Raw genomic sequence first — 21,978 nt, 5'->3', positions numbered from 1 at the left:
ATCTTCCCGACGCCTTCTATGCCTGATCCCGACGACTTTCTTCAGTTCAGCAAGAGCATGACGTCGCTGCCCAGCAGTATTTTTCAGGGCGGCCTCGGCGACCAGCCGCAGTCCGGCCTCGTCCCCAAGGTCGTGGAACAGACCACCCGCGGCGAACGGGCCTACGACATCTTCAGTCGCCTGCTGAAGGAGCGAATCGTGTTCATTGGCACGCCGATCAACGACCAGATTGCCAACCTCACCGTGGCTCAGCTCCTCTACCTGGAGAGCGAGGGGTCCAACCAACCGATCAACATCTACATCAACTCTCCGGGGGGAGTCATCTACAGCGGGCTGGGCGTGTACGACACCATGCAGTATGTGGGTGCTCCCATCTCCACCACGTGTGTGGGCCTGGCCGCATCGATGGGATCGGTACTGCTTGCCGGAGGCGAGGACGGACAGCGGGCGTGCCTTCCCAACTCCCGTGTGATGATGCACCAGCCGATGGGGGGGACCGAAGGCCAGGCCTCCGACATTGAGATTCAGGCGAAGGAGATGGCCTGGCTCAAGAAGCGCCTGTACCAGATCCTGTCGTTCCATACCGGCAAGGACATCGACCAGATCGAGGCGGACGCAGATCGCAATCACTGGTTAAGTGCGGAGGAGGCACAAGATTACGGGCTCGTGGACAAAGTGATGAACGAAGACAATCTCGACGCCCTCAAGTCCGTCCACACCAACGGAGAAGCCGACGACACCGACAATTCGGAGGAGGAGTAGAGGCCCGATTTCTGTCGGCGATGTGCCCGTCTCCGGCTGCCGCCGGGGATGGGCATTTTATTTGCCTTCTGCGACGCCCCAAACCCACGTCGCTACGGCTTTTCGGTCTCCGTGAAGACCGATACCTTCTCGTCGTTGATGTACCGCTGGTTCGCCTCTAAAAAATTCAGCCGGGGGTTTTGTTGCGGCCGCGTGACGGAGTCGATCGTTCCCACGACAGCCCCGACCACCAGACCCGCACTGTAGGCACTCGTCCAGAGCCCCCAGAGGTACTGTGCGAGAACGCCTCCCAATGCCCCCATCAGGAGCCCCATGAGGGTGTATTTGAGCACAGGGGCGAGACTCGTCAAGACGTCCCGTCGCCACAGGCGCCAAGCCCGGGGCGCCCGCACTCCCAGGTACTGGATGGCCCTCCGCCCTGTGAGAAGCCAGGCAATGGCCCCAACCCCACAACCGATGGCAAAAATGCCGACGGCCTCGATCTTGTTCAGGAGCACAGGCCGGTCAACGGGAAGCCATTCCAGCACGCCAAGGAGGAACATCGCCGCCTCACTGTTCGAAGCACCGAGCCAGAGCGTAAGGGCAAGGGCTCCTGCTACTCCGAGCCCCCCGTACGCAATTCGAACGTCATATCTCATCCGAAGGCAAATCGACTGCGCTGGCGGTCCACGTCTAAAGCTTCCAAGGGGCCCCTCCTGTCTCGCCCAAGGTACAAAAACCAGACCAGTTGTGCACCAGCATCGAGAGCCGACAGGGTGGGAGTCGGGCCTGTGGGGGCATCTCTTTTTTGCAGGGTCGCTAATTCAGCGACACGGTCTCGGCGCCGGACACCTCGCCGCTGACCTGCAGCTGGTACGAGGCCCCTGCCCGGTCAAGAACGGGACCGGCACAGCGAAGCGTGTAGGTGTCCTCCCGTTCTAGCACCTGTACCCGCAGCGCGACAGGCGTGCCCTCCCCCTCCAGATCGCTGAACCGGTTGGACAAAAATTGATCGTTGAAGCGGGCCTGTGCCTGCACGCGTCCGCCCTCGGCGACCAGCTGCCCCGTGGTAAATCCGTGTAGGGGACGATAGGCCCCATCTCGGTCCTGCCGTCGCCACTGGACCTTGGTAAGAAGGTACTCGCCGTCGGGAAGCGTGCTCATCGTAGAGGAAAAGACATTGCTAGAAGGCAAAAAAGGAAGAGTGCCCATCCCCGGAACGCATTTCGCAGATCCGTGACGCGGGCATTCTGAGTTGCAGTCCGCCTGGGCGGTCCGTACGTCGGGGACTTTTGGAAGTTGCGAGGCCCGCCACGGATCCTCCTGCGGAGTCGATCATTGCTGGACCCGATGTGTTCTCACACGTCTGCCCCCTAGACAATCTCCTCTCACGTCGCGAAGGCCCTCCTTCTTCATCTGTGCCCCCATTCCGTCCCTGGTTTGAACAATTGTCGCCCGTCCTCCAGTCGCTGTTGGCCGGGGGGTTCACCTGGGGAATCACGGCCCTCGGGGCCTCCCTGGTTCTTTTTACCCGGCGTGTAAACCAGCGACTCCTCGACGCGATGATGGGATTCGCGGCCGGCGTGATGATTGCCGCCAGCTTCTGGTCTTTGCTGGCCCCATCCATCGAGATGGCCGCGGCGCAGGGCGTGACGGAATGGGTCCCCCCGACGATCGGATTTCTCGCGGGCGGTGTGTTTCTTCGCCTGTCCGACGCCCTCCTCCCCCACCTTCATCCCGGGGCCCGACGGGCGGACGCCGAAGGCCCCTCCACCTCCTGGCGCCGAGCCACCCTTCTGGTTCTTGCGATCACGCTTCACAACATCCCCGAAGGTCTCGCCGTGGGGGTTACATTCGGGGCGGCCGCCATTGATCTGGAGGTGGCCACAGGAGCGACCCTCACAGGGGCCTTGGCCCTGGCTCTCGGGATCGGACTACAGAATTTTCCCGAGGGGGTTGCCGTGGCCATGCCTCTGCGAGGCGAGGGCCTCTCGCGGGGGCGGAGCTTCTGGTACGGACAGCTGTCCGGGGTCGTGGAGCCGGTCTCTGCCGTGGCCGGGGCCCTGGCCGTCGTGAGCGTTCGCCCGCTTCTTCCCTACGCCCTCGCCTTCGCCGCCGGCGCCATGGTCTACGTCGTGGTCGAGGAACTCATTCCCGAATCGCAGCGCCACAGCAACACCGACCTTGCCACCCTCGGGGTCATGGGAGGATTTGCGGTAATGATGATGCTGGACGTGGGCCTGGGCTGATGGCACGCCGGCGCTTCGCTCGGGCCGCCCCCCTCTCACTGCCGTTCGACAATGTTTCTCTTGTCCATGTCGGCTCGCCTGCCTTCTGGCGTTCTCGCCGCCGGCCTTACGCCCTTCCGCCCAGACCTGTCCCTCGCCCACGATTCTTTTGCCAGACACACGCAGTGGCTCCTCGATCATGGCTGCAACGCGGTGTTGCTTTTTGGCACGACGGGCGAGGGGCTTTCTCTGTCGGTCGGCGAGCGCCTGAACGGCCTCGAAGCCGTCTTGTCCTCCCAAATCCCACCCGACCGGTTGCTGATCGGGACGGGGGCCTCGGCCCTTCCCGATGCCGTCGAACTGACCCGCGAAGCCACACGGCAGGGAGTTGGGGGCACGCTGGTCCTTCCCCCAGTCCACCTCCGTGAAATCTCGGACGACGGCCTCGTTCGGTTTTACGATCATCTCATTCAACGCGTTGGAGACGTCGACCTTCGGCTTTACTTTTACCACTTCCCCGAGCTATCGGGCGTCCCAATTCCCTTCTCTGTGATTCAGGAGCTACAGAGTAGATACCCCGACCAAATTGCCGGCATCAAGGATTCAAGCGGCGAGTGGAGCCACACCGCGGCCCTCTGCCGCCAGTTTTCCGACCTACAGGTCTTTTCCGGCACAGAGCGTCTGCTGCTCCGCGTTCTGAGGACCGGCGGTGCCGGGTGCATCTCCGCCACGGCCAATGTGACAGCCGCCCTGGCCGCCGAGGTGCGAACACAGTGGCAGGAGAACGAAGCCCCTGCGCCTGTGCAGGACGCACTGACGGATTTCCGGACCGCGTTTGCCTCCCTTCCAACCACTCCGGCCCTCAAGTTTCTGCTGTCCCGACGCCTCGACACGCCTGCCTGGGCCACAGTGCGACCGCCCCTGGCGCCGCTCACCGACGCGAAGAAAGGCGTCGTGGCGGAAATTGCGGACCGGCTCGAAGAGGCCGTTCCCCTGCCCGGCTCAAAGGGGTGACCCGCTGGGGCTATGGGGTACGTCCCGTGTCTTTACGCGGCACCACCTGCCCATCCGGCGTGATCCGCTCGTCGGCCTCCGGCTTGCGGGTTGGGAACCGGCTGACCGACACGTCGGGGTTCCGGTCTCTCGGGACGTAGTGCACGTGATCACCGTGCGGAATCTTTTCGAAGCGCTGGCCCCGGTACGGATTGAGAACCTCTCTCACGAGCCCCCCAAAGAAGAGGAGGAAGAGCCCCGCCGCCACCCATTTGCGCCAGGAGCGAGAGGCCCCCGAGTGATCAAACGTGTCGTCGGCCATGACGGTCAAGAAGAATCATTCGCAAACGCCCGAAGGGGTGCTCAAGTGCTACTCAAGCCGAGGGAGCGTAATGCCCTCCTGGTTTTGATATTTGCCTTGTTTCTCCTCGTATGACACCTCTGGGGTCTCCCCGCGCAAGAAGACGACTTGCGCCACGCCCTCCTCGGCGTACACCTTGGCGGGAAGCGGCGTGCCATTCCCAATTTCAATGGTCACGTGCCCCTCCCAGCCGGGCTCCAACGGCGTTACATTGACAATGATGCCCGACCGCGCGTAGGTGGACTTGCCGAGCACGAGTCCCAGCGTGTCCGGGGGCATCCGAAAGTATTCGATCGAGCGGCCCAGGACGTAGGAGTTGGGGGGGATAAGGATGTGATCGTCCGCCTCGTGCTCAACCAGAGCGCGCTCGTCGATCCGTTTTGGGTCCACCACGCTGTTGTGGACGTTCGGCGTGAAGACACGAAACTCGCCCGCCACCCGCATGTCGTACCCGAAGGAGCTGAGCCCATAGCTGACCACGCCCTCCCGCACCTGCTCGTCGACGAACGGATCGATCATGTCGTGCTCGGTTGCCAGGGTGCGAATGTGATGGTCGGGAAGAATCATGGACGCAGCGAGTCGTAGAAAAAATAGCAAAAGCGAGACTGAAAGGTATCCGGAACTGGGGCCGAGGTCAACCGTCCCCCGTCCTCGGTATGCTACTGCTCCGAGAAGGACCCGTCGGCACGCGTGGCGCAGCCCTTGGCGAGAATGCGGCGGGCCTCCGGGCCGTAGTTAAACACAAGATCCGCCGCGGACATCCCGGGCTCGAAATCTTCAAAGTTCTGTCGGTAGGTGGGGTGGTCGTATTCGACCACCTGTAGGTCGGTGCCTTCGGGCAGAGACTCGGGGACACGCCCGGACGGAGCGAGCAGCGTTTCCGCGCCGAGCACCCGGGCCACATCCACGGTCGTCTCGGGAGCCCCATCCAGAGCCGATGCCCGCGTAATGGGAGTCTGTAGGCCGAAGAGTTCCGTCAGCAGCTCGACCGATCGACTGGCGCACGGGCTGAGGCGCTTCCAGGCCTGTTCGAAAAAGGGACGGAACGTCGCCTTGAAGTGCTCGAAGTACATTGTCGTGCGGTAGTTGTAAAGGAACGACCGCCAGTGTTTTTCTCGCCACCGTCCGCCGGTCTTGAACTTGACCGCCGGCATCGGGGCTCCGTCCCGGTTGCCGAAAACGGGAATTGTAATCCAGTGCCAGCCCTGCGGACTTCGAAGTTTGCTACGGTTCTGGAACGATTGCTGGCGATACGGGAACGTGTTGCCCAGAACGAAGTGGTCCACCTGCTGAATGATTGCCATGTACTCCAGCCGAGGAAAGTACTCTGGCGGTTGCACGGCGATCATGATCCGCGACGTCGTGTTTGGGCTCTGATTCGCCAACTCTGACGTGCCATTGAGGGGGATGGTCCTCGTTCCCCGCAGACTTCGTCGGCCTTTCTGGTCCTTCCCGCACGACCTCACGGGGGCCGGGTCTCTGCCCGCCAGCACCACGTGCTCGTCCCACCAACCTGTCCGACTGCCTTTCCATGTCGACCTCGGATCCCTCCCCCCCCACCCTGGAGGGCAACTACGATCTTCTCTTCCGATTCGCGTTCTGGTTGTTCGTGGGGGCCATCTCGTTCAGCGTGGCGGGCATGCTACTGCTTCGCCTCGTCCCCTCTTCCATGGCCTTCTTTGGGCCGATCTACACGAAGCTCGTGAAGACGCCCACCTGGACGTTCATGACCCTGCTGGCACTGCTCCCTCTGTTGATGTACGGCCCCGCACTGGGCTGGAAACGGATGAGCCTAATCGCCGCCTGGGGATGTCTCGTTGGAGGCGCAAGCGAACTGATCGGGACCACTGGATGGCTGACCGTCGGGAGCATTCCCCTTCCCTTCGGTGAATACCAGTACACCCAGTGGCTGGGCCCCAAGATCGCCGGCCACGTCCCGTACTTCATTCCGCCGTCCTGGTTTGCAATGTCGATCGTCTCCCTCGATCTTGCCCGTCGCGTCACCACGCAGCGGGTCGGGGCATTGCTGTTGGGGACCCTCTTCATGGTGCTCTGGGACGTCTCGCTGGACCCGGCGATGAACCAGGCATTCCCCTTCTGGGAGTACGGGGTCGACGGCGCCTTCTTCGGAATGCCCCTCTCCAACTGGGCCGGCTGGGCCGGAGTCACGTTCGTGATTCTCCTCGGCTACGAATACATTGGGCAAGGCGTCTCCATTCAGAGCGAATGGGGACCATGGGTATACGCCCTGAACTGCATCTTCCCCCTTTCAATTTGCCTACTCCGCGACGTATACCTGCCAGCCTTGATCGGGGGCCTGGCGGCCGCAGTTCCCTTTCTCCTGTTGTGGCGCTACAACCCGGTTTCACTGAAGCGATCCGTCTCGCTTCTTCGTGGGTAGCCCGTCCGCTCTCGTCTCGTCACCTAGGACGCCCCCATGCCAACCCTCTCCCTCGACACCCGTGCCGACGAAGATGAGTGGATTTGGGAGTCGTTCCGGTACCACTCCCGTACCTTCTCCCTAGCGGCGTACCTCCTGCCCCGCTCGGTACAGATGTCCGTCGCTACCCTCTACCTGTACTGCCGCCGGGTCGATTCGATCGCGGATCAGCGGGTACTGGAGGTGGGGCGCAAGCGGGCCCTGCGGGAGGTCAAGCAGGTGCGCGACCGGCTGGACGACACGCTGGCAGGACGGCCGCCCTCCGAGACGGTGCTATGGCGCCGTCTGGCGGAGGTCCACGAACAGTCCGCCCTGCCGCGGGGCCCGATGTACGAACTGATCGAAGGCGCCCTTTGGGACCTGGAAGGACGACCAGTCGTCTCGGAGGCGGACCTGGTCGCGTACTCGAACCTCGTGGGCGGGAGCGTGGGGGCCATGATGCTCCCCTTTCTCGCCAGCCCGGCCCGGCACGACGCGCTGGAGCCCACCGCTCGAAAGCTCGGCGTCGCAATGCAGATCACCAACATCGTGCGGGACGTCGGGGAAGACCTCAACGAGCTCGATCGGGTATATCTCCCCGAGCGCTGGCTTGACGAGCACGACGTATCGGTGAAGGCCCTGCGCAAGGCCGAGGTGCCCGACGGGTACCCCGAGTTGTTGGAGGCGGCGATGGAGGCGGCCGAGCAACGGTACGTGGAAAGCTTTGAGGGGGTGGCGTCCCTCCCCTTCCGCAGCCGATACGGCATTCGGGCCGCCGCCCGGATGTACCGGGAAATCATGAACGAAGTGCGCGCCAATGACTACGACAATCTGAGCCAGCGAGCGTACGTGTCGCTTCGTCGAAAGCTCTTTCTCCTGCTCCACGACGGCTACGAACGCCGAAAGCATCGCCTGGTCTCGGACGCACCCTGAGCGTCTCCTGAAGTGTTCTCTCCGTGGTGGCTCCTGTTCGTCGACTCGTATCGGCCCTCCTGCGCTGGGACCTTCGCCACGCCTTCCGGCGCGTGTGCTGGGTCGGGGGGACGCTCCCCGAGGTGCCCGATGGCCCCGTCATCGCCTACGCCAACCACCACCACTTCTACGACGGACACCTTGCGTGGCTGCTGTTCCGCGCCCACCTCGGGCGGCGCCCCACGCTCTGGATGGAAGAGTGGGACCGGTTTCCGTTCTTCGCCGCGGTGGGCGCCCAGCCGTTCCCTCCGGACGACGCGGTCCGCCGCGCCGCCACAATTCGCCGCACGGCCCGTCGGTTTCGGGCCCACCCCGACACCGTTCTCGTGTATTACCCAGCGGGAACGCTTCACCCCCCGGAGGACGGCGTCCAGGCCTTCCGGGCCGACGCAGTGACGCGCATTGCCCGTCTCTACCCTTCCGCCACATGGTGGCCCTACGCCGTCCACGTAACCTGGCGGAACGAAGCCGCCCCGACGGCCTTTCTCACCGGCGGTACGCCCCACGAGGCCGATGGGCACGAACACCATCGCCTTCGACAGCTCTGGCAGCGTCTCCAGACGCTTCCGAACCGTCCCACCAAGACGCTCCTGCAGGGGCGCCGAAGCCTGAAGGAATGGTGGGACTTTTCGTTCACTTCGTCCTTCTTTGAGCGCTACCTGTAGCGCCCCATGGTCGTCCTTCTCCTCCTTTCCATGCTGTCGTCCCCCTTCGCCGAAGCCACCCAGGCGGCCTATGCACAGCGAGACGCCGATCGCCTCCGCACCCTTCTGGGCCAGGCCTCCTCTCGGGCCGACAGTCTGCTCGTCCGGTATCGCCTCTATCCCCTCACCGAAGATGCCTCTGTTCTGGACGATCTTCCCTCGTCTCTCTCGGATGGGACCGCTCGGGAGCATGCACTGCTCTCAGGCCTCTGGGCATATCGGGCCGGCGAGGCCTCCATCTTTTCCGCCGTGAGGTATGGGCGGCGATCGACGAGCCTGCTGGAGCAGGCGAAGGCCCAAGCCCCCCGGGCGCCTTTCGTGTTGCTCGTGGAGGGCCAGTCTCTGCTCTTTCGTCCCGCGATTGCCGGAAAGGACCCGGCGGCCGCTGTCAGCCGGTTTTCCCGTCTGGCCAAGATCGTGGAGACGAGCGAGGCCGAAGCCATTACCGAGACAGAGGCCCACATGTGGCGATGGCTGGCCCTTCGCGAGGCAGATCGGCCGGACGAGGCCCAGGCCCTCTTCGAACGGCTCCTGCGCCAAAACCCCGGCCCTCTCTACCGACAATTTTTGGAGTCGCCCCCCGACGTGTAGTCGCTCCGTTCCGCTTGCTTTGGTGTCCTCATGACGGCTGAGTCCCTTTTCCTACTGCTAGTCCTCCCCGCCGCGTCCGTGCACGCTGGGCTCTGGGGGGTGTTGGCACTGAACCTTGCGTACCTGCGACGTCAGCCCTCTCCCTCGGCGGATTCACATCCGTCGCTCTCGGTCTGCATCCCGGCCCGCAACGAGGCCGACAACTTGCGTCGGCTGCTGCCCACCCTCAAGAATCAGAACTATCCCGACCTGGAAATTCTGGTCTGGGACGACGGGTCGGAAGACGATACGTGGGAGGTGCTCTCGACGGCCGAGAGTTCCCGGCTTACCCCGCTTCGCGGAACGGATCCACCGGACGGGTGGGTGGGCAAGGTGCACGCGCTGTACCAGTGCACGCGTGAGGCCTCCGGCGCGTGCTACCTGTTCTTGGATGCCGACGCCGAGTTGCGCCGGCCCGACGCCCTCCGCCAACTGGTCGCTCGGCATCGCAGCAGTCGGACCCAAGTATCCTCCGGATTTCCACGACTCCGAGGAGCCGCCCTCTTGCTCGTCAGTCTCGTCCCCCACGCGCTCCTCAGCAGCCTGCCCTGGCCCCTCGTGCCTCGGACCCAACTGCCGGCGCTGAGTGCCCTCAACGGGCAGTGCTGGCTGGTCGACCGAGACGTGTACCACTGCCACGAGCCCCATGCCCAGGTCAAGAATGCAGTGCTCGAGGACGTCGCGATTGGCCGCTACCTAAAACGACAGGGCCACGCCCCTACGCTTCTAGACGTGCAGGATCTCGTGTCCATACACATGTACGACGGGTTTGGGGAGGCCTGGCGCGGATTTCGAAAGAACGCGTACCTCCTGCTCGGTGGCACCCCGTCTCGGTTTGCGGTGATGTACGGGGGATTTCTCCTGAGTTGGCTGGTCGCCCCATTGCTTTCGGTCTGGTTTCTCGTGTCTCTGTACGGGCTCAAAGCCGTCACCGACCGGGCCAGCGGCATGCCTCTCTACATCACCGTGCTCGCCCCGCTTTCATATCTCCTTGGGTTAATGCTGCAGATCGACTCGGCCGTGCACCACTGGAACGACCGGGTCCGGTGGAAGGGGCGTTCGGTCCCGAGCTCCGCCCGCGATGAGGCGTCTCCCGCCCCAATGAACCGGTAGACAGACGATCGTTTGGGCGTTACGTTCTTGGTGTGATCGGTTCCCCCTTCCAATCCCTTCCCCCGCCATGCGCCTCGGCCTGGTCTTTTCGCTGATTCTCGCCATCCTCGCGGTCGTCTTTGCACTGCAGAACCCACAGACAATGGACGTGAATCTTCTCGTCTTTCAGACGCAGGGATCGACCGCCCTGATTTTGATTCTCACCTTTGGCTTCGGCGTGCTCGTGGGGCTCCTGAGCACCCTTCCCAAACAGCTGCGCACCCGGCGCCAGCTAAAAGAACTGCAGAAGGAGCAGGATACGGGCTCTACCTCCAGCCCGTCGGTACCGCCTAGCGGGTCGGGGAGCACAGAGAAGTAGAGCCCGGAGACACAACGCCAGAGAGCCCTTCGAGCAATCCGTTCCACGCCCGTGCTCCGTCGCCCCCCACCGCTAACTCCCGGCGCCCCCGTCGCCGTCGTGGCCCCCGCCAGCCCCCCTTGTTCTGCGGATGCCTACCGCGCCGGCCTGGACTGCCTTCGGGCCACCTACGACGTGCAGTGGGCCTGGACGCCAGGTTCAGAGCGGGGCTATCTGGCCGCCCCGGACAGGGACCGCGTCGCCGCACTGCATTCTGCGATCGAAGACCCTGACATTCGCGCACTCATTTGCGTCCGGGGCGGGTACGGAAGCCTCCGACTCCTTCCCAGGATCGACTGGAGTCTCGCCCGTCAACACCCCACCCTCCTCGTGGGCTACAGTGACGTGACGGCCCTCCACCTTGCATTGTACGCGAAGGCGAGCTGGCCGGGCCTGTCCGGCCCCGTGATCACTGAGTGGGCACAGGCCGACGACGCCACCCTGGCCTCGTTTCAAAACTGGGCCGAGGGGGACACGCCGACCTTCGGGGACGGCTTCGACACGTCCCTGACGGCCCTCGCACACGGCGCGGCGTCCGGGCCGTTGCTCGGGGGCAACCTGACGGTTTTGACACGCCTTCTTGGCACCCCCTTCGTCCCCGACTTCGAGGGCGCTGTGCTCGTGCTCGAGGAGGTCGCCGAGGCCCCGTACCGGGTCGACCGCATGCTCACGCACCTTCAGCAGGCCGGCGTAATGGACGCCGTGGCGGGCGTCGTCCTCGGGAGCTTTACGACGGGCTCTCTGGATTCCCACACGCCCACCTTGTCTCTCTCGGAGGTCTTCCAGGACCATCTAGGCGACCGGCCCTACCCCGTCGTCAGTGGACTGTCCTACGGCCATCACCTGCCTCGATGCTCGCTCCCCCTCGGTGTCCCTGTACACCTTCGTGCCACCCCGACGCACGCGGCACTCGAGGCCGAGGCCCCACTCGTGAATCTGTAACCCGTTGGGAACGAGGAGGGCAGCCATGGGCACAGAGGGGGAACCTTTGCCGTGCACATCCGAACAACCCAGACCACTCTTAGAAAGCACCCCGAGACGCCGCTGCCGCTTCCGGCCGTGGCGTTCCTTTTTTGACAGGTGTGGGGCGCCTGCGTTCGCGCATCCTTGCATCAATGGATCCTAGCAGCATGGCTGACGAAGAGACCGTTTACATGACCGAGGAGGGCCTCGAAGAGTTGAAAGAGGAGCTCCACCAGCTCAAGACGGAGGAGCGCTCCCGCATCGCCGACGAAATTGCCGAGGCCCGGGCCAAGGGCGACCTGTCCGAAAACGCCGAGTACGACGCCGCGAAGGAAGAGCAAGGCAAGCTCGAGGCCCGCATTAAGCAGATCGAAGACACCATCGCGCGGGCCCGGATCGTCGACGAATCCACCGTCGACGACAGCAAAGCCTACATCCTGTCCGACGTCAGCGTCGAAAACCTAGACACCGGCGACGAACAAACCTTTACGCTCGTGTCGGAAGAGGAGGCCAACATTTCCGAAAACAAGATCTCCGTCGACAGTCCCATTGGGGAGGGCCTGTTGGCCCAAGAAGAAGGCGATGAGGTCTCGATCGACGTACCGGCCGGCACGGTCCGCTTCAAGATCAAGGACATCTCTCGGTAGTTCTCGCCTTGCCGGTTCTCTCGAGCGTCACTCTTGTGCCCATGTCCCCCATCGATCTTCGGAGCGACACCGTCACGCGCCCCTCGGACGGCATGCGAACCGCCATGTACGAGGCCGAGGTCGGCGACGACGTCTACGGCGAGGACCCGACTGTAAACCAGTTGCAGACGCGGGTGGCGGGTCGGCTGGGCACAGAGGCCGCCCTGTTCGTTCCCTCCGGCACGATGGCGAACCAACTCTGCCTCCACGTCCTCACCGACCCGGGCGACGAGGTAATCTTGGAGCGCGGGAGTCACGTCTTCAACTACGAGACCGGCGCCGCCGGGCTCCTCTCGGGCGTCCAGCTGCACCCCCTCCCTGGCGACCGCGGCCGACTCAAGCCCTCTCAGGTGGAGGCCGCCGTGCGCCCCGAGGCCGACGTGATGCCCCGAACCCGGGTCCTGTCGATCGAAAACACCGCCAACAAGGCCGGCGGGGTGGTGTACTCCCTGGAGCGGAGTCAGGCCCTCGCGGCAGTCGCCCGGAAGCACGACCTTGCGGTTCACTTGGACGGGGCCCGGCTCTGGAATGCGGCCACGGCCCTCGACGTGCCGGAGAACGCCCTCGTCGCCCCCGCCGACCTCACCTGGGTCGCCCTGTCGAAAGGCCTGGGCGCACCGGTAGGCTCGGTCGTGGCCGGGCCAGCCCCGCTGATTGACGACGCCCGCCGGGCCCGCAAACAGTTCGGGGGCGGCATGCGGCAGGCCGGCATCCTCGCCGCAGCCGGGCTCTACGCCCTCGACCACCACCGCCCGGAGCTGACGCGAGACCACGAGAAGGCCCGGCAGCTCGCGGAGGGGATCGCCGAGTGCCCCTCGTTCGCGATTGATCTCGACGCGGTAGAGACGAACATCGTGATGTTCGAAGTTCCCGACGACACCGCCGACGAGGTTGTGACGCACCTCCGCGACCAGGGCGTTCTGGTGAAGGCCTTCGGGCCGTCGACCATTCGTGCGACGACCCACCGCGATGTCTCCATGGAAGCTATCGAACAGGCGGTGAACGTCCTTCACGCCTACGCCGACCGGGCCCCCGCGCCCACGTCTTGAGGCCTTGCTCTAGGGCACGACCCAGGTGGCCTCCACCTCATCCGCCCCGTAGTCGAATCGGGCGCGGTAGTGACCATCCGGATGGAGGTGCAACCACTCCACACGGTCAATCACCGTGCGGATGGCAGCAAAGTACTGCCGGCCGCTCGCTACGTCCTCTTCGGTGACCGGATCAGTCGCCACGTCCGGTCGGAGCCCGTCCTCGGGGCCCTCGATGGGCGTGCCCGGCGCCGTGGGGCGCGGATACACGGACAGGGATCCGGGCGACTGAGACGCCCACAGCGCCGCGGCCACGTCATCGTCCAGGTGCACGGTGGCCGCGCCGTACAGGCGAACCTGTTCCAGCGACTCCGTGTCCCAGACGTGCCACGCGATGCGGTCATTCTTCCGGAGGGCCTCGACCTTCCGCGACCGGCGGTCCGAGTGAAACTGGAGCGCTCGCGCGTCGGCGTCCGCTGCACGGAGCACCACCGTCCGGAGGTCCGGCGTTTCGTCGTACACCGTGGCAAAGTTAAGCTGGCGGTACGGATGGCCCGGGTCCTCGGCGGCGGTTTCGAAATCCTCCCAGACGTGGGCGTGCACGGCGTCGAGATCAGTGTAGCGGAGAGCGGACATCTTTGGGAATCGGGGCGGTGTATCGGAGCAAACTCGAACCGGACGGCGGACCTACTCAGCCCGCTTGACCGGGACGCTGAGCGAGTCGAGCCCGGTCGCGGAGGCCTCTAGTCGATCGCCCGCCCGCACCGGGCCGACCCCAGACGGTGTGCCGGTGTACAACAAGTCGCCCGGCGACAGGGTGAAAATCTGCGAGCAGTAGTGCACGAGCTCCCGCACTGAGAAAATCTGGTGTTGGGTGCTGGCCTCTTGACGCGTCTCTCCATTCACCGCCAGCCGCAGGGTCAGGTCTTGTACGTCGCCTACGGCCTCTGCGGGCTGAACGGGCCCGAGGGGCGCAAAGGTGTCGAACCCCTTCGCCACCGACCAAGGATGACGTCGCTCTTTGGCTTCGACCTGCAAATCGCGCGCCGTCATGTCGAGCCCCACGGCATAGCCGGCAACGTGGCCCAGCGCCGCCGTCCGGGGGATGTGTTTGCCCCCACGCCCGATCACCGCTACCAATTCGACCTCGTGGTGTACGTCTTGGGACTGCGGCGGCAGCTCCACCGATGCCCCCGCCCGGACGAGGGCCGACGGCGGCTTCAGAAACACCATTGGCTCGTCCGGCACGTCCCGGTCCATCTCGGCGGCGTGGTCGGCGTAGTTGCGACCGATGCAGAGAAGCTTGCCGACGGACACCGGCGTCGAACGGCTGGGAAGAGAGATCTTCATGCGAAACGGAAGGGGTTGTCAATGATGATCGGGAACGGATGGGCGGACACTGCGTGGCTAGGTGCCGACACTCACTGGAAATCCGGTCACTCTCGCGTCGGTACTCAATCCGGCGCTCCAAAGCAGAGACGCCTTATGTACGCAGTTGTTGACGTCAAAGACAAACAGTTCAAAGTTCAAGAGGGCGACACCCTATACGTCCCCTACCACTCGGATGCGGATGCCGGTCAGGAACTGACCCTGGACCGGGTGCTTCTCGTGTCCGACGGCGACGGGGATGTCACCCTCGGCACGCCGACCGTCGAGGACACCACCGCCACCGCCCGCGTGCTGGAGCACGTAAAGGGCGACAAGGTGATCGTGTTCAAGAAGAAACGGCGCAAACGGTATCGCGTTAAGCGGGGGCACCGGCAGCAGTACACCCAAATCGAGATCGAATCGTTGGACGTAGACGGCACCGCGTCCTCCGACGACGAAGAGGCGTCTGCTGAGACGTCGGACGCGGAGACCGATGAAGACCCGGACGCCGAACCGGCCGAGGCGTAACCCTTTTCCCCTACACCAGTTTGTTGAACCAACCCTCCACGAGGTTGTCATGGCACACAAAAAAGCCATGGGGTCGACGGAAAACACCCGTGACTCCAACCCCAGTTATCTCGGCGTAAAGTCGTATGGCGGTGAGCACGTGCACGCGGGCAGCATCATTGTCCGCCAGCGCGGCACCAAGTTCCACCCCGGCCACAACGTGGGCCGCGGCAGCGACGATACGCTCTTCGCGAAGGACCACGGCGTCGTCAAGTTCGCCCGGAGCGGCGGCGACCGCAAGTACGTCCACGTGGTTCCGGAGGAGGCGTAGGTCCTCTTCTCCCATTTTGCCCCGCAAGAAGCTCCTCTCGCCCCTGTGCGGCAGGAGCTTTTTGCATTTGAGGCTCCCTTGAGGCCAGTGCCCCCGTCTCGTCATGTCGACCCCGCCCATTCCCTCCGCGTACCGCTTCCCGGACGAGCCCGACGTGGTGGAATTTCGGTCCTTCACCCACGGCCTTCAGCCCGAGCGGGTGCCCCACATGATGGAGCAGTTTACGGAGGACTGGCGTCAGCGTGGGGTGGACGCCTGGAACGAGGTCCCCAACCACTGGCGCCCCGGCGCGGACGACCCGGTTGGCTGGTGGACCCTGCCGACCTACCTCGGCGATGAATTCGTCGCCCCTCTGCTCGGTGCGCCTTCGGAAACCTGCATCCTGCAGCCGAGCGTGCACTGGACGGTCCAGTGCCTCCTCTCCAGTCCCGAGGGGGCCGCCCGCGGGGACGAAGTGCTCGTCCCCGAGACCGCCTTTCCCTCCGTTCTGCACAGCGTGCAGCGGTGGAGTGACCTTCGCGACCTCACCCCACACGTCGTTCCCCCCACCGACGACCACCGCGTCGACCGCTCGGCCTTGCTCGACGCCATCGGCCCCGACACCGCTCTCGTGGCCCTCAGCCACGTCGGGTTCACGACCGGGGCCTGCCTCCCGGATTCGTTCCTGCAGTCGGTCGCGGAGCGGGCAGAACGACACGACGCGCTGTTCCTCCTGGACGGCTACCACGCCGCCGCCACCCGCCCGATCGACGTGACGGACCTCGGCTGTGACCTCTACGTCGGGGGGCTGCTGAAAGAGGCGTCCGGCTCGGCGGGAAACACGTTTCTGTACCTGCGGGACGGACTGGAGCTCACCCCGCGGCTCACCGGTTGGTTCGGAAACGCGGCGCCCTTCGAGTTTCGGACCGAGCCGACCCCACACCCCGACGTGCGCCGGCGGTTTTTGGGCGGGACGACCCCCGTGGCTCCCATGTACCACGCCGTGGAGGGCGTTCGCCTGCTGCTCGACCTGGGCCTGGACGCCGTCCGCAGCCACTCGCTCGCGCTGACCGCCCACGCCATCGAACGGGCCGATGCCCTCGACGTGCCCCTGCGCTCCCCTCGCGCCCCCGACGAACGCAGTGCGATGGTGCTTTTGGAGGTGCCGGAGGCCGAACACCTTGCGGCCCACCTCAAGCAGCAGCACGTCTACACCGACAGTCGTCGCAACGAAGTTCTCCGCATGGCCCCGTTCGTCTGGAACACCAGGGACGAGATCGACCGGGCCTTCGATCTGATCGGCAACGCCCTCACATCGGGCGCCTACCGCTCCTGTGCCGTCGATGCGACCGGCCCGGTTACGTAGCCCCCGCTTCCACCACGGCCTCCACGGCCGCGGCGCCCACCGCTCCGGTGCGGGGGTCCACCCGGAAAAACGAGACCAGGGCCCGGAACAACTCGTCGTGCCGACGGGCCATGGGGACCGGCTGCTCAAAGAAGTGCTCCACCGCCACGGCGAAGAACTCCGACGGCGCCTCCGCCCCGTACGGCCGCAACAGCGACCGCCCCTCTCGAATCCGACGCATCTCTTCCCGCACCAACGCCTGCCAGTCGGGGGCCGACCCCGGATCAACGAGGGAGGGCACGCCGTCCGCCCCTTCGTTGTCAAAATCGAAGAGATGGGCCAGCTCGTGAAGGACCACGTTGTTTCCGTCGCCCGGCTCCTCCCAGCTGCGCCGCACCGCGGCGACCGTGAGGATGAGGGGCCCCTGCTGATGGGCCATCCCGTCGTAGCGGGCCGTGATGTTTCCGTGATAGGTCTCGTCGAACCGCTCCGGGTAGAACAGCACCGACCGACTCCCCGGAAGCTCCCAGGAGGGCCGTCCGTGCAGCAGCACCGCGATCCCCGCGGCGACACTGAGTCGCAGCGGGTCGGTCCCCGTAACCCCTTGAACGCCCTCGAAGGAATACTCGTCCAGGGCGAATTGTACATCGCGCTCAAACCGGGCCCGGCCCGCCGAATCTAGTTTTTGGTAGAGGGGCACCCGTTCTTGGATCCACTGCCTGTGCGCAGGCAAGAGATCCGTCTGTGCCACTCGCCAGCGCCGCCACGGGCGCCAAAGCCCCACCACGAGCACCACCGCTGCCGGGGCGAGCCCCAGCGCCGGCCCCACCGAAGTCACTTCGTGCCCGACCACCGCGCCCCCACCGCCGAAGATCAGGGCCAGAAGCCCCGTCGTGAACATGGAGGAACGTCGGACGATGCGCATGGGGACGGAAGGACCTGCGGGCACTGGCCCCCCTTCGAGACTTCGGGGGGCACGGGGAATGGCAATAACGCGTCCCCCCAGTCGATGTGCCTAGGGGCCATCGGGTCGTTCCGGTGGCTCCCCCGTGCCGATTCCGTCTCCAGCGCGAACAATCTGTTACGGAATAAGGTACAGTGCAGGAGTCTTTGGGCTTCTGATCAGGACCGATTCACGGAACACGTCTTCCTCACCAACACCCTCACGTCTCCATGGGCGCGATGAACAAGCTCCGGCAGAACACCGGAGTGATTCTTTGGATTCTTGTCCTTTCGTTTGGGATCATCTGGACCCTCCAGGATTCCGATGTCTTTTCGGCCATGAACCAGACAACCCGGAATGTGGCCACCGTCAATGGCACTCCGGTTCAGAATGAGGACTACCAGCGCATTCTCAAGCGTCAGCGCCAGCGGTTTCAACAGCAGCTGGGTGGGGACATGAATCCTCAGATGGAAAGCCGGGTGCGGGAGCAGGCCTACAACCAGGTCATCAACCAGGAGCTTCTCCAGCAGGAGATGGAGCGGCTGGGCATCTCGGTCACCGACTCCGAGGTCGAAGAAATGGTGTTCGGCGAGAATCCGCATCCCGTTATCCGTCGGCAGTTTGCCGACTCGACCGGGCAGATTAACTATCAGCTGCTGCAGAACATGGCCTCCAACCCTGAGGCCCGCACCCAGTGGATCAAGCTGGAGGAGTTTCTGCGGCGACAGCGGCGACAGCAAAAAATGAGCTCCCTCGTCCAGTCTACAATTCAGGTGTCGGAGGCAGACATCGAAGACCACTACCGCCGCCAGAATGCTTCCGCCTCCGCCCAGTACGTCGGCCTTCGGTACGCCCGCGTCCCCGACGACTCCATCACGGTCACGGAGTCCGACCTCCGCGACTACTACGACAACAACCGCGAGGACTACAAGCGCGAAAAGACGGTCACGCTACAGTACGCGACGACCTCGAAAGAAGCCACGGCGGAGGACTCGTCCGGGATCGCGGGCGACCTGAACGACCTGCGCACAGACTTCAGGGCCACCGAGAATGACTCCCTTTTCCTGCTCAACAACGCCTCGGATCAAGACTTCTCCAGGGCATATCGCACCCCGGACCAGATGAGCGCCCGCATCGCCGACTCGGTGTACGCCGCTCCCGAGCCCGGACGGATTGTCGGCCCGGTCTTTGGTGGCGGTCAGGCGCATCTCCTCAAGATTCGCGGCACCCGCCCCGCCGAGAACGACTTCCTCCACGCCCGTCACATTCTCTTGGAGACCAACCAGGCGGACCCCGAACAGGCTGGTCGGCTGCAGGCAATACGGGACAGCGTCGAGTCCGGTGCGGCTTCATTCGCCGAGCTGGCCCGGCGGTACTCAGACGATGGGTCCGCCTCCGACGGCGGCGATTTGGGCTGGTTTGCCCGTGGCAGCATGGTGGACGCGTTTGAGGAGGCGGCCTTCGGGGCCGAGCCCGGGAGCCTCGTCGGCCCCATTCGGTCCGAATTTGGCTACCACCTCATTCGAGTCGAAGCCCGTGCCGAGCAGGCCGTTCGGGTGACCGACCTGGCCTACAACCTGAGCCCGAGCCAGGCGACCCTCTCCGACAAGGAGAGCCAGTTGGGCGATCTCGCCTACTTCGCCGAGGAGGAAGGCGGGTTCGCAGAAGAGGCGCAGCGCCTAGGTCTGTCCGTGGAGGAGGTGCAGGTAGAGACCGACCAGTCCTCCGTCCCCGGCATCGGCCAAAGCGCCGCCCTGTCTCAGTTCTTGGAGTCCGCCTCCAACGGCGCGATCAGCGACGTCATCGAGTTGAGTAACAAGTTCGTGGTGGCGGAGGTGACGAACGTCACCCCTGAGGGCTACCGCTCGTTCAGCGAGGTCAAGGCACAAATCCGTCCGCAGGTGGAGCTTCAGAAGAAGCGCGCGGTCCAGACCCGGCGCATGGAACGGGCCCTCGCCCAGAACTCATTTGACGCCCTGCCGGAGGTCCTCAACACGGAGCGTCGCACGCAGTCGGACATCACCTACTCCACCAGCACCGTGCCCGGGCTCGGCCAAGAGCCGCAGTTCGTCGGCACTGTCTTTGGACTCGACGAGGGCGAAACCTCTGGCGTGGTGGCGGGCGCCAACGCGGCCTTCGTCGTACAAACCACGCAGAAGACCTCTCCGCCCCCACTGACGGACCAGAAGCGCCAGCAACTGCGCCAGCAACTGCTCAAGCAACGCCGCCAGCAAGTGTCGTCCGACTGGATCGCGGCCCTCAAAGAAGACGCCTCAATCGAAGACAACCGCACCCAGCTGCGGTAGTCTGCCCGGGCAGCGCCGGAGGCTGGACCAGCTATGGTCCGGCCTCCGGGCGTTCGACACGTCCCTCGAACACCGACACCGCCGGGCCTTGCAGATACAAGGTCTCGTCCACAGTCCGCCCTACAGAGAGCATGCCGCCCGGCGTGTGGACCCGGAAGGCCGAGTCGGATTTGGGGGGGAAGAACCGCTCGGCGATGGCCCCCCCGGCGAGAACCCCGGTGCCGCAGGACGGCGTTTCGGCCTCCACTCCTTTCTCGTAGGTACGGAGCTCAAGGTCGTGCCCCTCCTTCGGCTCCACGAAATTCACGTTGGCCCCAGATGGAGCCAGGCTGGGATCGTGTCGAAGTCGACGGCCCCACTTCCGGACCGGCACGGCGTCGAGATCGTCGACCACGGCCACCAGGTGCTCGGTGCCCGTATGGGCAAAATAAAGTTCCCGGACGCCCTCCGGCACCGACCGGTCGAGCGCCACGTCCGCCTGCAGATCGGTAACGTCCGGCACGAACAGACGCACGTCCACGGGATCGCCCTCCGGCACCGTGGCGGCCCGGTACAGGCCCGCATCGGTCTCAAACGCCAGCGTGTCATTCTGAAATCCGGCGCGTCGCGCAAACCGAAAGAGACAACGTGCGCCGTTTCCACACATGGTTGCACGCGACCCATCGGCATTCACGTAGTGCATCCGGTAGTCGGCTGCCGACGTTTCGGGGACATCAAGAGCGAGAAGCCCGTCCGCCCCTACCCCACGGCGACGAGGGCACCACGTAGCCGCACAGGTCGATAGTTCGTCTGGGTCAAGCCGGAGCGACCGGTTGTCAAAGACAATGAAATCGTTCCCCGTCCCGTGCATCTTGGTAAACGAAACCATTCAGTCCCTCGTCTCGATCATGTGCAGCTCGTGATCCCCGATCCGTCCTCGGCACGATTGGCGCCGCCCCCCGTAAGTCCCATCCAATTTCCCTCACACTCTACGCTCATCACCCCCCTGAACCCCGTTGCCCGAAAAACAACTGAGCATTGACGGTGCCGATCCGCTCTTGCTGTTCGGCTTCAACGACACGTACCTTCGAAAGATCGAAGATGCCTTCCCGGAGACCCAGATTGCCGCCCGGGGCTCGGAAATTCACCTCAGGGGCGAGCCGGAGGCGCTGGAAAAGGTCGAACGGGTCTTCAGTGAGATGATGACACTTCTGGAGCGCAACGAGCACCTTACCGAGGAGGACGTGGACACGGTTCTTGCCCTGTTCGACTCGGACGACCCAGGAGGCGCCCCCCCACACGAGGCCCCCGGCCAGCGCGATCTGATCCTCACCACCCCTGATGGTGAGATCATCAAGCCTCGCTCCGCCAACCAGGAGCACCTGGTCCAGTCCGCCACGACCAACGACGTGGTGTTTGCAATTGGGCCCGCTGGCACTGGAAAGACATACGTGGCCGTAGCGCTGGCCGTCGCCGCCCTCAACAACCACGAGGTGGACAAAATCGTCCTCTCTCGCCCCGCCGTGGAGGCCGGCGAAGAGCTCGGGTTTCTCCCGGGCGACTTCTACGAGAAGGTCGCGCCGTACCTCCGTCCTCTCTACGACGCCCTCGGGGAGATGATGCCCCGCGACGAGCTGGCCGAGTCGCTGGAACAGGACCGGGTGGAGGTGGTCCCCCTCGCCTACATGCGAGGCCGGACCCTCAAGTCCTCATTCGTCATTCTCGACGAGGCGCAGAACGCCACCACGAGCCAGATGAAGATGTTTCTGACTCGGCTTGGGCCCCACAGCCGAGCCGTCGTGACGGGCGACATTACCCAGACGGACCTTCAGGACCGAGACGCGAGCGGCCTGATCCAGGTCCAGCATATCCTCAAGGGCATCGACGGAATCGAATTTGTTTACCTGGAACGCGAAGACGTAGCTCGGCACCGCCTGGTGCGCGACATCATCGCCGCTTACGAGGAGCACGACGAGTGATTCGGA

Annotated in this window: 26 protein-coding genes; 17 read left to right on the top strand and 9 right to left on the bottom strand. The window is 64.5% G+C overall.

Features of this window, described 5'->3' with window-relative positions:
- The first annotated feature begins 18 nt into the window (after positions 1-18).
- On the top strand, positions 19-762 hold the full coding sequence (locus tag B7R93_RS12430; RefSeq protein WP_103021080.1) for an ATP-dependent Clp protease proteolytic subunit: 744 nt from the start codon (positions 19-21) through the stop codon (positions 760-762).
- 92 nt (positions 763-854) lie between these two features.
- Here the strand turns inward: B7R93_RS12430 and B7R93_RS12425 are convergent, their stop codons facing one another.
- On the bottom strand, positions 855-1,400 hold the full coding sequence (locus B7R93_RS12425) for a hypothetical protein (RefSeq protein WP_103021079.1): 546 nt from the start codon (positions 1,398-1,400) through the stop codon (positions 855-857).
- Between the two features lie 160 nt (positions 1,401-1,560).
- Positions 1,561-1,905, bottom strand: a complete 345-nt coding sequence (locus B7R93_RS12420) for a hypothetical protein (RefSeq protein ID WP_232798399.1) — start codon at positions 1,903-1,905, stop codon at positions 1,561-1,563.
- A 254-nt stretch (positions 1,906-2,159) separates the two neighbouring features.
- Here B7R93_RS12420 and B7R93_RS12415 point away from each other — a divergent pair, with 254 nt between their 5' ends.
- Positions 2,160-2,990: a ZIP family metal transporter gene (locus tag B7R93_RS12415; protein WP_103021078.1), complete on the top strand. Its 831-nt coding sequence runs from the start codon at positions 2,160-2,162 to the stop codon at positions 2,988-2,990.
- Between the two features lie 66 nt (positions 2,991-3,056).
- Positions 3,057-3,983, top strand: coding sequence for a dihydrodipicolinate synthase family protein (locus B7R93_RS12410; protein WP_103021541.1), 927 nt, complete (start codon positions 3,057-3,059; stop codon positions 3,981-3,983).
- 10 nt (positions 3,984-3,993) lie between these two features.
- Here the strand turns inward: B7R93_RS12410 and B7R93_RS12405 are convergent, their stop codons facing one another.
- The 3 genes from B7R93_RS12405 to B7R93_RS12395 form a co-directional block, all read right to left on the bottom strand.
- Positions 3,994-4,284 carry a hypothetical protein gene (locus tag B7R93_RS12405; RefSeq protein ID WP_103021077.1) on the bottom strand — a complete coding sequence of 97 codons (291 nt, stop codon included), beginning with the start codon at positions 4,282-4,284 and terminating at the stop codon, positions 3,994-3,996.
- 48 nt (positions 4,285-4,332) lie between these two features.
- Complete coding sequence (dcd, locus tag B7R93_RS12400; RefSeq protein ID WP_103021076.1) at positions 4,333-4,890, bottom strand: dCTP deaminase; 558 nt, start codon at positions 4,888-4,890, stop codon at positions 4,333-4,335.
- A gap of 92 nt (positions 4,891-4,982) precedes the next feature.
- Entirely contained in the window at positions 4,983-5,672 is a 690-nt protein-coding gene (locus B7R93_RS12395) for a WbqC family protein (protein WP_232798395.1), read from the bottom strand.
- 182 nt (positions 5,673-5,854) lie between these two features.
- On the opposite strand from B7R93_RS12395, the gene cruF reads away from it, so the two are divergent.
- The 9 genes from cruF (at position 5,855) to B7R93_RS12350 (ending at position 13,256) form a co-directional block, all read left to right on the top strand.
- Positions 5,855-6,724, top strand: a complete 870-nt coding sequence (cruF, locus tag B7R93_RS12390) for a bisanhydrobacterioruberin hydratase CruF (protein WP_103021075.1) — start codon at positions 5,855-5,857, stop codon at positions 6,722-6,724.
- A gap of 36 nt (positions 6,725-6,760) precedes the next feature.
- Positions 6,761-7,675: a phytoene/squalene synthase family protein gene (locus B7R93_RS12385; RefSeq protein ID WP_103021074.1), complete on the top strand. Its 915-nt coding sequence runs from the start codon at positions 6,761-6,763 to the stop codon at positions 7,673-7,675.
- Positions 7,676-7,701: 26 nt separating this feature from the next.
- Positions 7,702-8,379 carry an acyltransferase gene (locus tag B7R93_RS12380; RefSeq protein ID WP_103021540.1) on the top strand — a complete coding sequence of 226 codons (678 nt, stop codon included), beginning with the start codon at positions 7,702-7,704 and terminating at the stop codon, positions 8,377-8,379.
- Between the two features lie 6 nt (positions 8,380-8,385).
- Positions 8,386-9,009 (top strand): hypothetical protein, encoded by a 624-nt coding sequence (locus tag B7R93_RS12375; RefSeq protein ID WP_103021073.1) that lies wholly within the window; start codon positions 8,386-8,388, stop codon positions 9,007-9,009.
- Positions 9,010-9,039: 30 nt separating this feature from the next.
- On the top strand, positions 9,040-10,161 hold the full coding sequence (locus B7R93_RS12370) for a glycosyltransferase family 2 protein (protein WP_103021072.1): 1,122 nt from the start codon (positions 9,040-9,042) through the stop codon (positions 10,159-10,161).
- 67 nt (positions 10,162-10,228) lie between these two features.
- Positions 10,229-10,519 carry a LapA family protein gene (locus B7R93_RS12365; RefSeq protein ID WP_103021071.1) on the top strand — a complete coding sequence of 97 codons (291 nt, stop codon included), beginning with the start codon at positions 10,229-10,231 and terminating at the stop codon, positions 10,517-10,519.
- A 51-nt stretch (positions 10,520-10,570) separates the two neighbouring features.
- Positions 10,571-11,500 carry a S66 peptidase family protein gene (locus B7R93_RS12360; RefSeq protein ID WP_103021070.1) on the top strand — a complete coding sequence of 310 codons (930 nt, stop codon included), beginning with the start codon at positions 10,571-10,573 and terminating at the stop codon, positions 11,498-11,500.
- Positions 11,501-11,688: 188 nt separating this feature from the next.
- Positions 11,689-12,168 (top strand): transcription elongation factor GreA, encoded by a 480-nt coding sequence (gene greA / locus B7R93_RS12355; protein ID WP_103021069.1) that lies wholly within the window; start codon positions 11,689-11,691, stop codon positions 12,166-12,168.
- Positions 12,169-12,209: 41 nt separating this feature from the next.
- A complete protein-coding gene (locus B7R93_RS12350) occupies positions 12,210-13,256 on the top strand; it encodes a threonine aldolase family protein (RefSeq protein WP_103021068.1) in 1,047 nt (348 codons plus the stop codon).
- Between the two features lie 9 nt (positions 13,257-13,265).
- On the opposite strand, the gene B7R93_RS12345 is transcribed toward B7R93_RS12350, so the two are convergent.
- Positions 13,266-13,871, bottom strand: coding sequence for a pyridoxamine 5'-phosphate oxidase family protein (locus B7R93_RS12345; RefSeq protein WP_103021067.1), 606 nt, complete (start codon positions 13,869-13,871; stop codon positions 13,266-13,268).
- 51 nt (positions 13,872-13,922) lie between these two features.
- Entirely contained in the window at positions 13,923-14,585 is a 663-nt protein-coding gene (locus tag B7R93_RS12340) for a fumarylacetoacetate hydrolase family protein (RefSeq protein WP_103021066.1), read from the bottom strand.
- A gap of 135 nt (positions 14,586-14,720) precedes the next feature.
- Between B7R93_RS12340 and rplU the strand changes: the two genes are divergently transcribed.
- From rplU to B7R93_RS12325, 3 genes are all read left to right on the top strand, one after another.
- Positions 14,721-15,131 (top strand): 50S ribosomal protein L21, encoded by a 411-nt coding sequence (gene rplU, locus B7R93_RS12335; protein ID WP_103021065.1) that lies wholly within the window; start codon positions 14,721-14,723, stop codon positions 15,129-15,131.
- A 49-nt stretch (positions 15,132-15,180) separates the two neighbouring features.
- Positions 15,181-15,441, top strand: coding sequence for a 50S ribosomal protein L27 (gene rpmA, locus B7R93_RS12330; protein ID WP_011404169.1), 261 nt, complete (start codon positions 15,181-15,183; stop codon positions 15,439-15,441).
- A 103-nt stretch (positions 15,442-15,544) separates the two neighbouring features.
- Positions 15,545-16,786 (top strand): aminotransferase class V-fold PLP-dependent enzyme, encoded by a 1,242-nt coding sequence (locus B7R93_RS12325; RefSeq protein ID WP_103021064.1) that lies wholly within the window; start codon positions 15,545-15,547, stop codon positions 16,784-16,786.
- Here B7R93_RS12325 and B7R93_RS12320 read toward each other — a convergent pair.
- Complete coding sequence (locus B7R93_RS12320) at positions 16,779-17,690, bottom strand: M90 family metallopeptidase (protein ID WP_103021063.1); 912 nt, start codon at positions 17,688-17,690, stop codon at positions 16,779-16,781. The genes B7R93_RS12325 and B7R93_RS12320 overlap by 8 nt on opposite strands.
- A gap of 248 nt (positions 17,691-17,938) precedes the next feature.
- Between B7R93_RS12320 and B7R93_RS12315 the strand changes: the two genes are divergently transcribed.
- Complete coding sequence (locus B7R93_RS12315; protein ID WP_103021062.1) at positions 17,939-20,014, top strand: peptidyl-prolyl cis-trans isomerase; 2,076 nt, start codon at positions 17,939-17,941, stop codon at positions 20,012-20,014.
- A 31-nt stretch (positions 20,015-20,045) separates the two neighbouring features.
- On the opposite strand, the gene dapF is transcribed toward B7R93_RS12315, so the two are convergent.
- A complete protein-coding gene (dapF, locus tag B7R93_RS12310) occupies positions 20,046-20,882 on the bottom strand; it encodes a diaminopimelate epimerase (RefSeq protein ID WP_232798393.1) in 837 nt (278 codons plus the stop codon).
- Between the two features lie 127 nt (positions 20,883-21,009).
- On the opposite strand from dapF, the gene B7R93_RS12305 reads away from it, so the two are divergent.
- Positions 21,010-21,972 carry a PhoH family protein gene (locus B7R93_RS12305; protein ID WP_103021061.1) on the top strand — a complete coding sequence of 321 codons (963 nt, stop codon included), beginning with the start codon at positions 21,010-21,012 and terminating at the stop codon, positions 21,970-21,972.
- The last annotated feature ends 6 nt before the right edge of the window (positions 21,973-21,978 follow it).

This window comes from Salinibacter altiplanensis (assembly GCF_002894645.1).
GTDB classification, from domain to species: Bacteria; Bacteroidota; Rhodothermia; order Rhodothermales; family Salinibacteraceae; genus Salinibacter; species Salinibacter altiplanensis.
The sequence above is the reverse complement of the archived record's forward strand: the minus strand, read 5'-3'. Positions and strand labels throughout refer to the sequence as shown.

What these genes read in the sequence shown, in the direction of transcription:
- B7R93_RS12430 (WP_103021080.1), top strand. Translation starts at nt 19, where the DNA reads ATGCCTGATCCCGACGACTTTCTTCAGTTCAGCAAGAGCATGACGTCG.
- B7R93_RS12425 (WP_103021079.1), bottom strand. Translation starts at nt 1,400, where the DNA reads ATGAGATATGACGTTCGAATTGCGTACGGGGGGCTCGGAGTAGCAGGA.
- B7R93_RS12420 (WP_232798399.1), bottom strand. Translation starts at nt 1,905, where the DNA reads ATGAGCACGCTTCCCGACGGCGAGTACCTTCTTACCAAGGTCCAGTGG.
- B7R93_RS12410 (WP_103021541.1), top strand. Translation starts at nt 3,057, where the DNA reads ATGTCGGCTCGCCTGCCTTCTGGCGTTCTCGCCGCCGGCCTTACGCCC.
- B7R93_RS12405 (WP_103021077.1), bottom strand. Translation starts at nt 4,284, where the DNA reads ATGGCCGACGACACGTTTGATCACTCGGGGGCCTCTCGCTCCTGGCGC.
- dcd (WP_103021076.1), bottom strand. Translation starts at nt 4,890, where the DNA reads ATGATTCTTCCCGACCATCACATTCGCACCCTGGCAACCGAGCACGAC.
- B7R93_RS12395 (WP_232798395.1), bottom strand. Translation starts at nt 5,672, where the DNA reads ATGATCGCCGTGCAACCGCCAGAGTACTTTCCTCGGCTGGAGTACATG.
- cruF (WP_103021075.1), top strand. Translation starts at nt 5,855, where the DNA reads ATGTCGACCTCGGATCCCTCCCCCCCCACCCTGGAGGGCAACTACGAT.
- B7R93_RS12385 (WP_103021074.1), top strand. Translation starts at nt 6,761, where the DNA reads ATGCCAACCCTCTCCCTCGACACCCGTGCCGACGAAGATGAGTGGATT.
- B7R93_RS12375 (WP_103021073.1), top strand. Translation starts at nt 8,386, where the DNA reads ATGGTCGTCCTTCTCCTCCTTTCCATGCTGTCGTCCCCCTTCGCCGAA.
- B7R93_RS12370 (WP_103021072.1), top strand. Translation starts at nt 9,040, where the DNA reads ATGACGGCTGAGTCCCTTTTCCTACTGCTAGTCCTCCCCGCCGCGTCC.
- B7R93_RS12365 (WP_103021071.1), top strand. Translation starts at nt 10,229, where the DNA reads ATGCGCCTCGGCCTGGTCTTTTCGCTGATTCTCGCCATCCTCGCGGTC.
- greA (WP_103021069.1), top strand. Translation starts at nt 11,689, where the DNA reads ATGGCTGACGAAGAGACCGTTTACATGACCGAGGAGGGCCTCGAAGAG.
- B7R93_RS12350 (WP_103021068.1), top strand. Translation starts at nt 12,210, where the DNA reads ATGTCCCCCATCGATCTTCGGAGCGACACCGTCACGCGCCCCTCGGAC.
- B7R93_RS12345 (WP_103021067.1), bottom strand. Translation starts at nt 13,871, where the DNA reads ATGTCCGCTCTCCGCTACACTGATCTCGACGCCGTGCACGCCCACGTC.
- B7R93_RS12340 (WP_103021066.1), bottom strand. Translation starts at nt 14,585, where the DNA reads ATGAAGATCTCTCTTCCCAGCCGTTCGACGCCGGTGTCCGTCGGCAAG.
- rplU (WP_103021065.1), top strand. Translation starts at nt 14,721, where the DNA reads ATGTACGCAGTTGTTGACGTCAAAGACAAACAGTTCAAAGTTCAAGAG.
- rpmA (WP_011404169.1), top strand. Translation starts at nt 15,181, where the DNA reads ATGGCACACAAAAAAGCCATGGGGTCGACGGAAAACACCCGTGACTCC.
- B7R93_RS12325 (WP_103021064.1), top strand. Translation starts at nt 15,545, where the DNA reads ATGTCGACCCCGCCCATTCCCTCCGCGTACCGCTTCCCGGACGAGCCC.
- B7R93_RS12320 (WP_103021063.1), bottom strand. Translation starts at nt 17,690, where the DNA reads ATGCGCATCGTCCGACGTTCCTCCATGTTCACGACGGGGCTTCTGGCC.
- B7R93_RS12315 (WP_103021062.1), top strand. Translation starts at nt 17,939, where the DNA reads ATGGGCGCGATGAACAAGCTCCGGCAGAACACCGGAGTGATTCTTTGG.
- dapF (WP_232798393.1), bottom strand. Translation starts at nt 20,882, where the DNA reads ATGGTTTCGTTTACCAAGATGCACGGGACGGGGAACGATTTCATTGTC.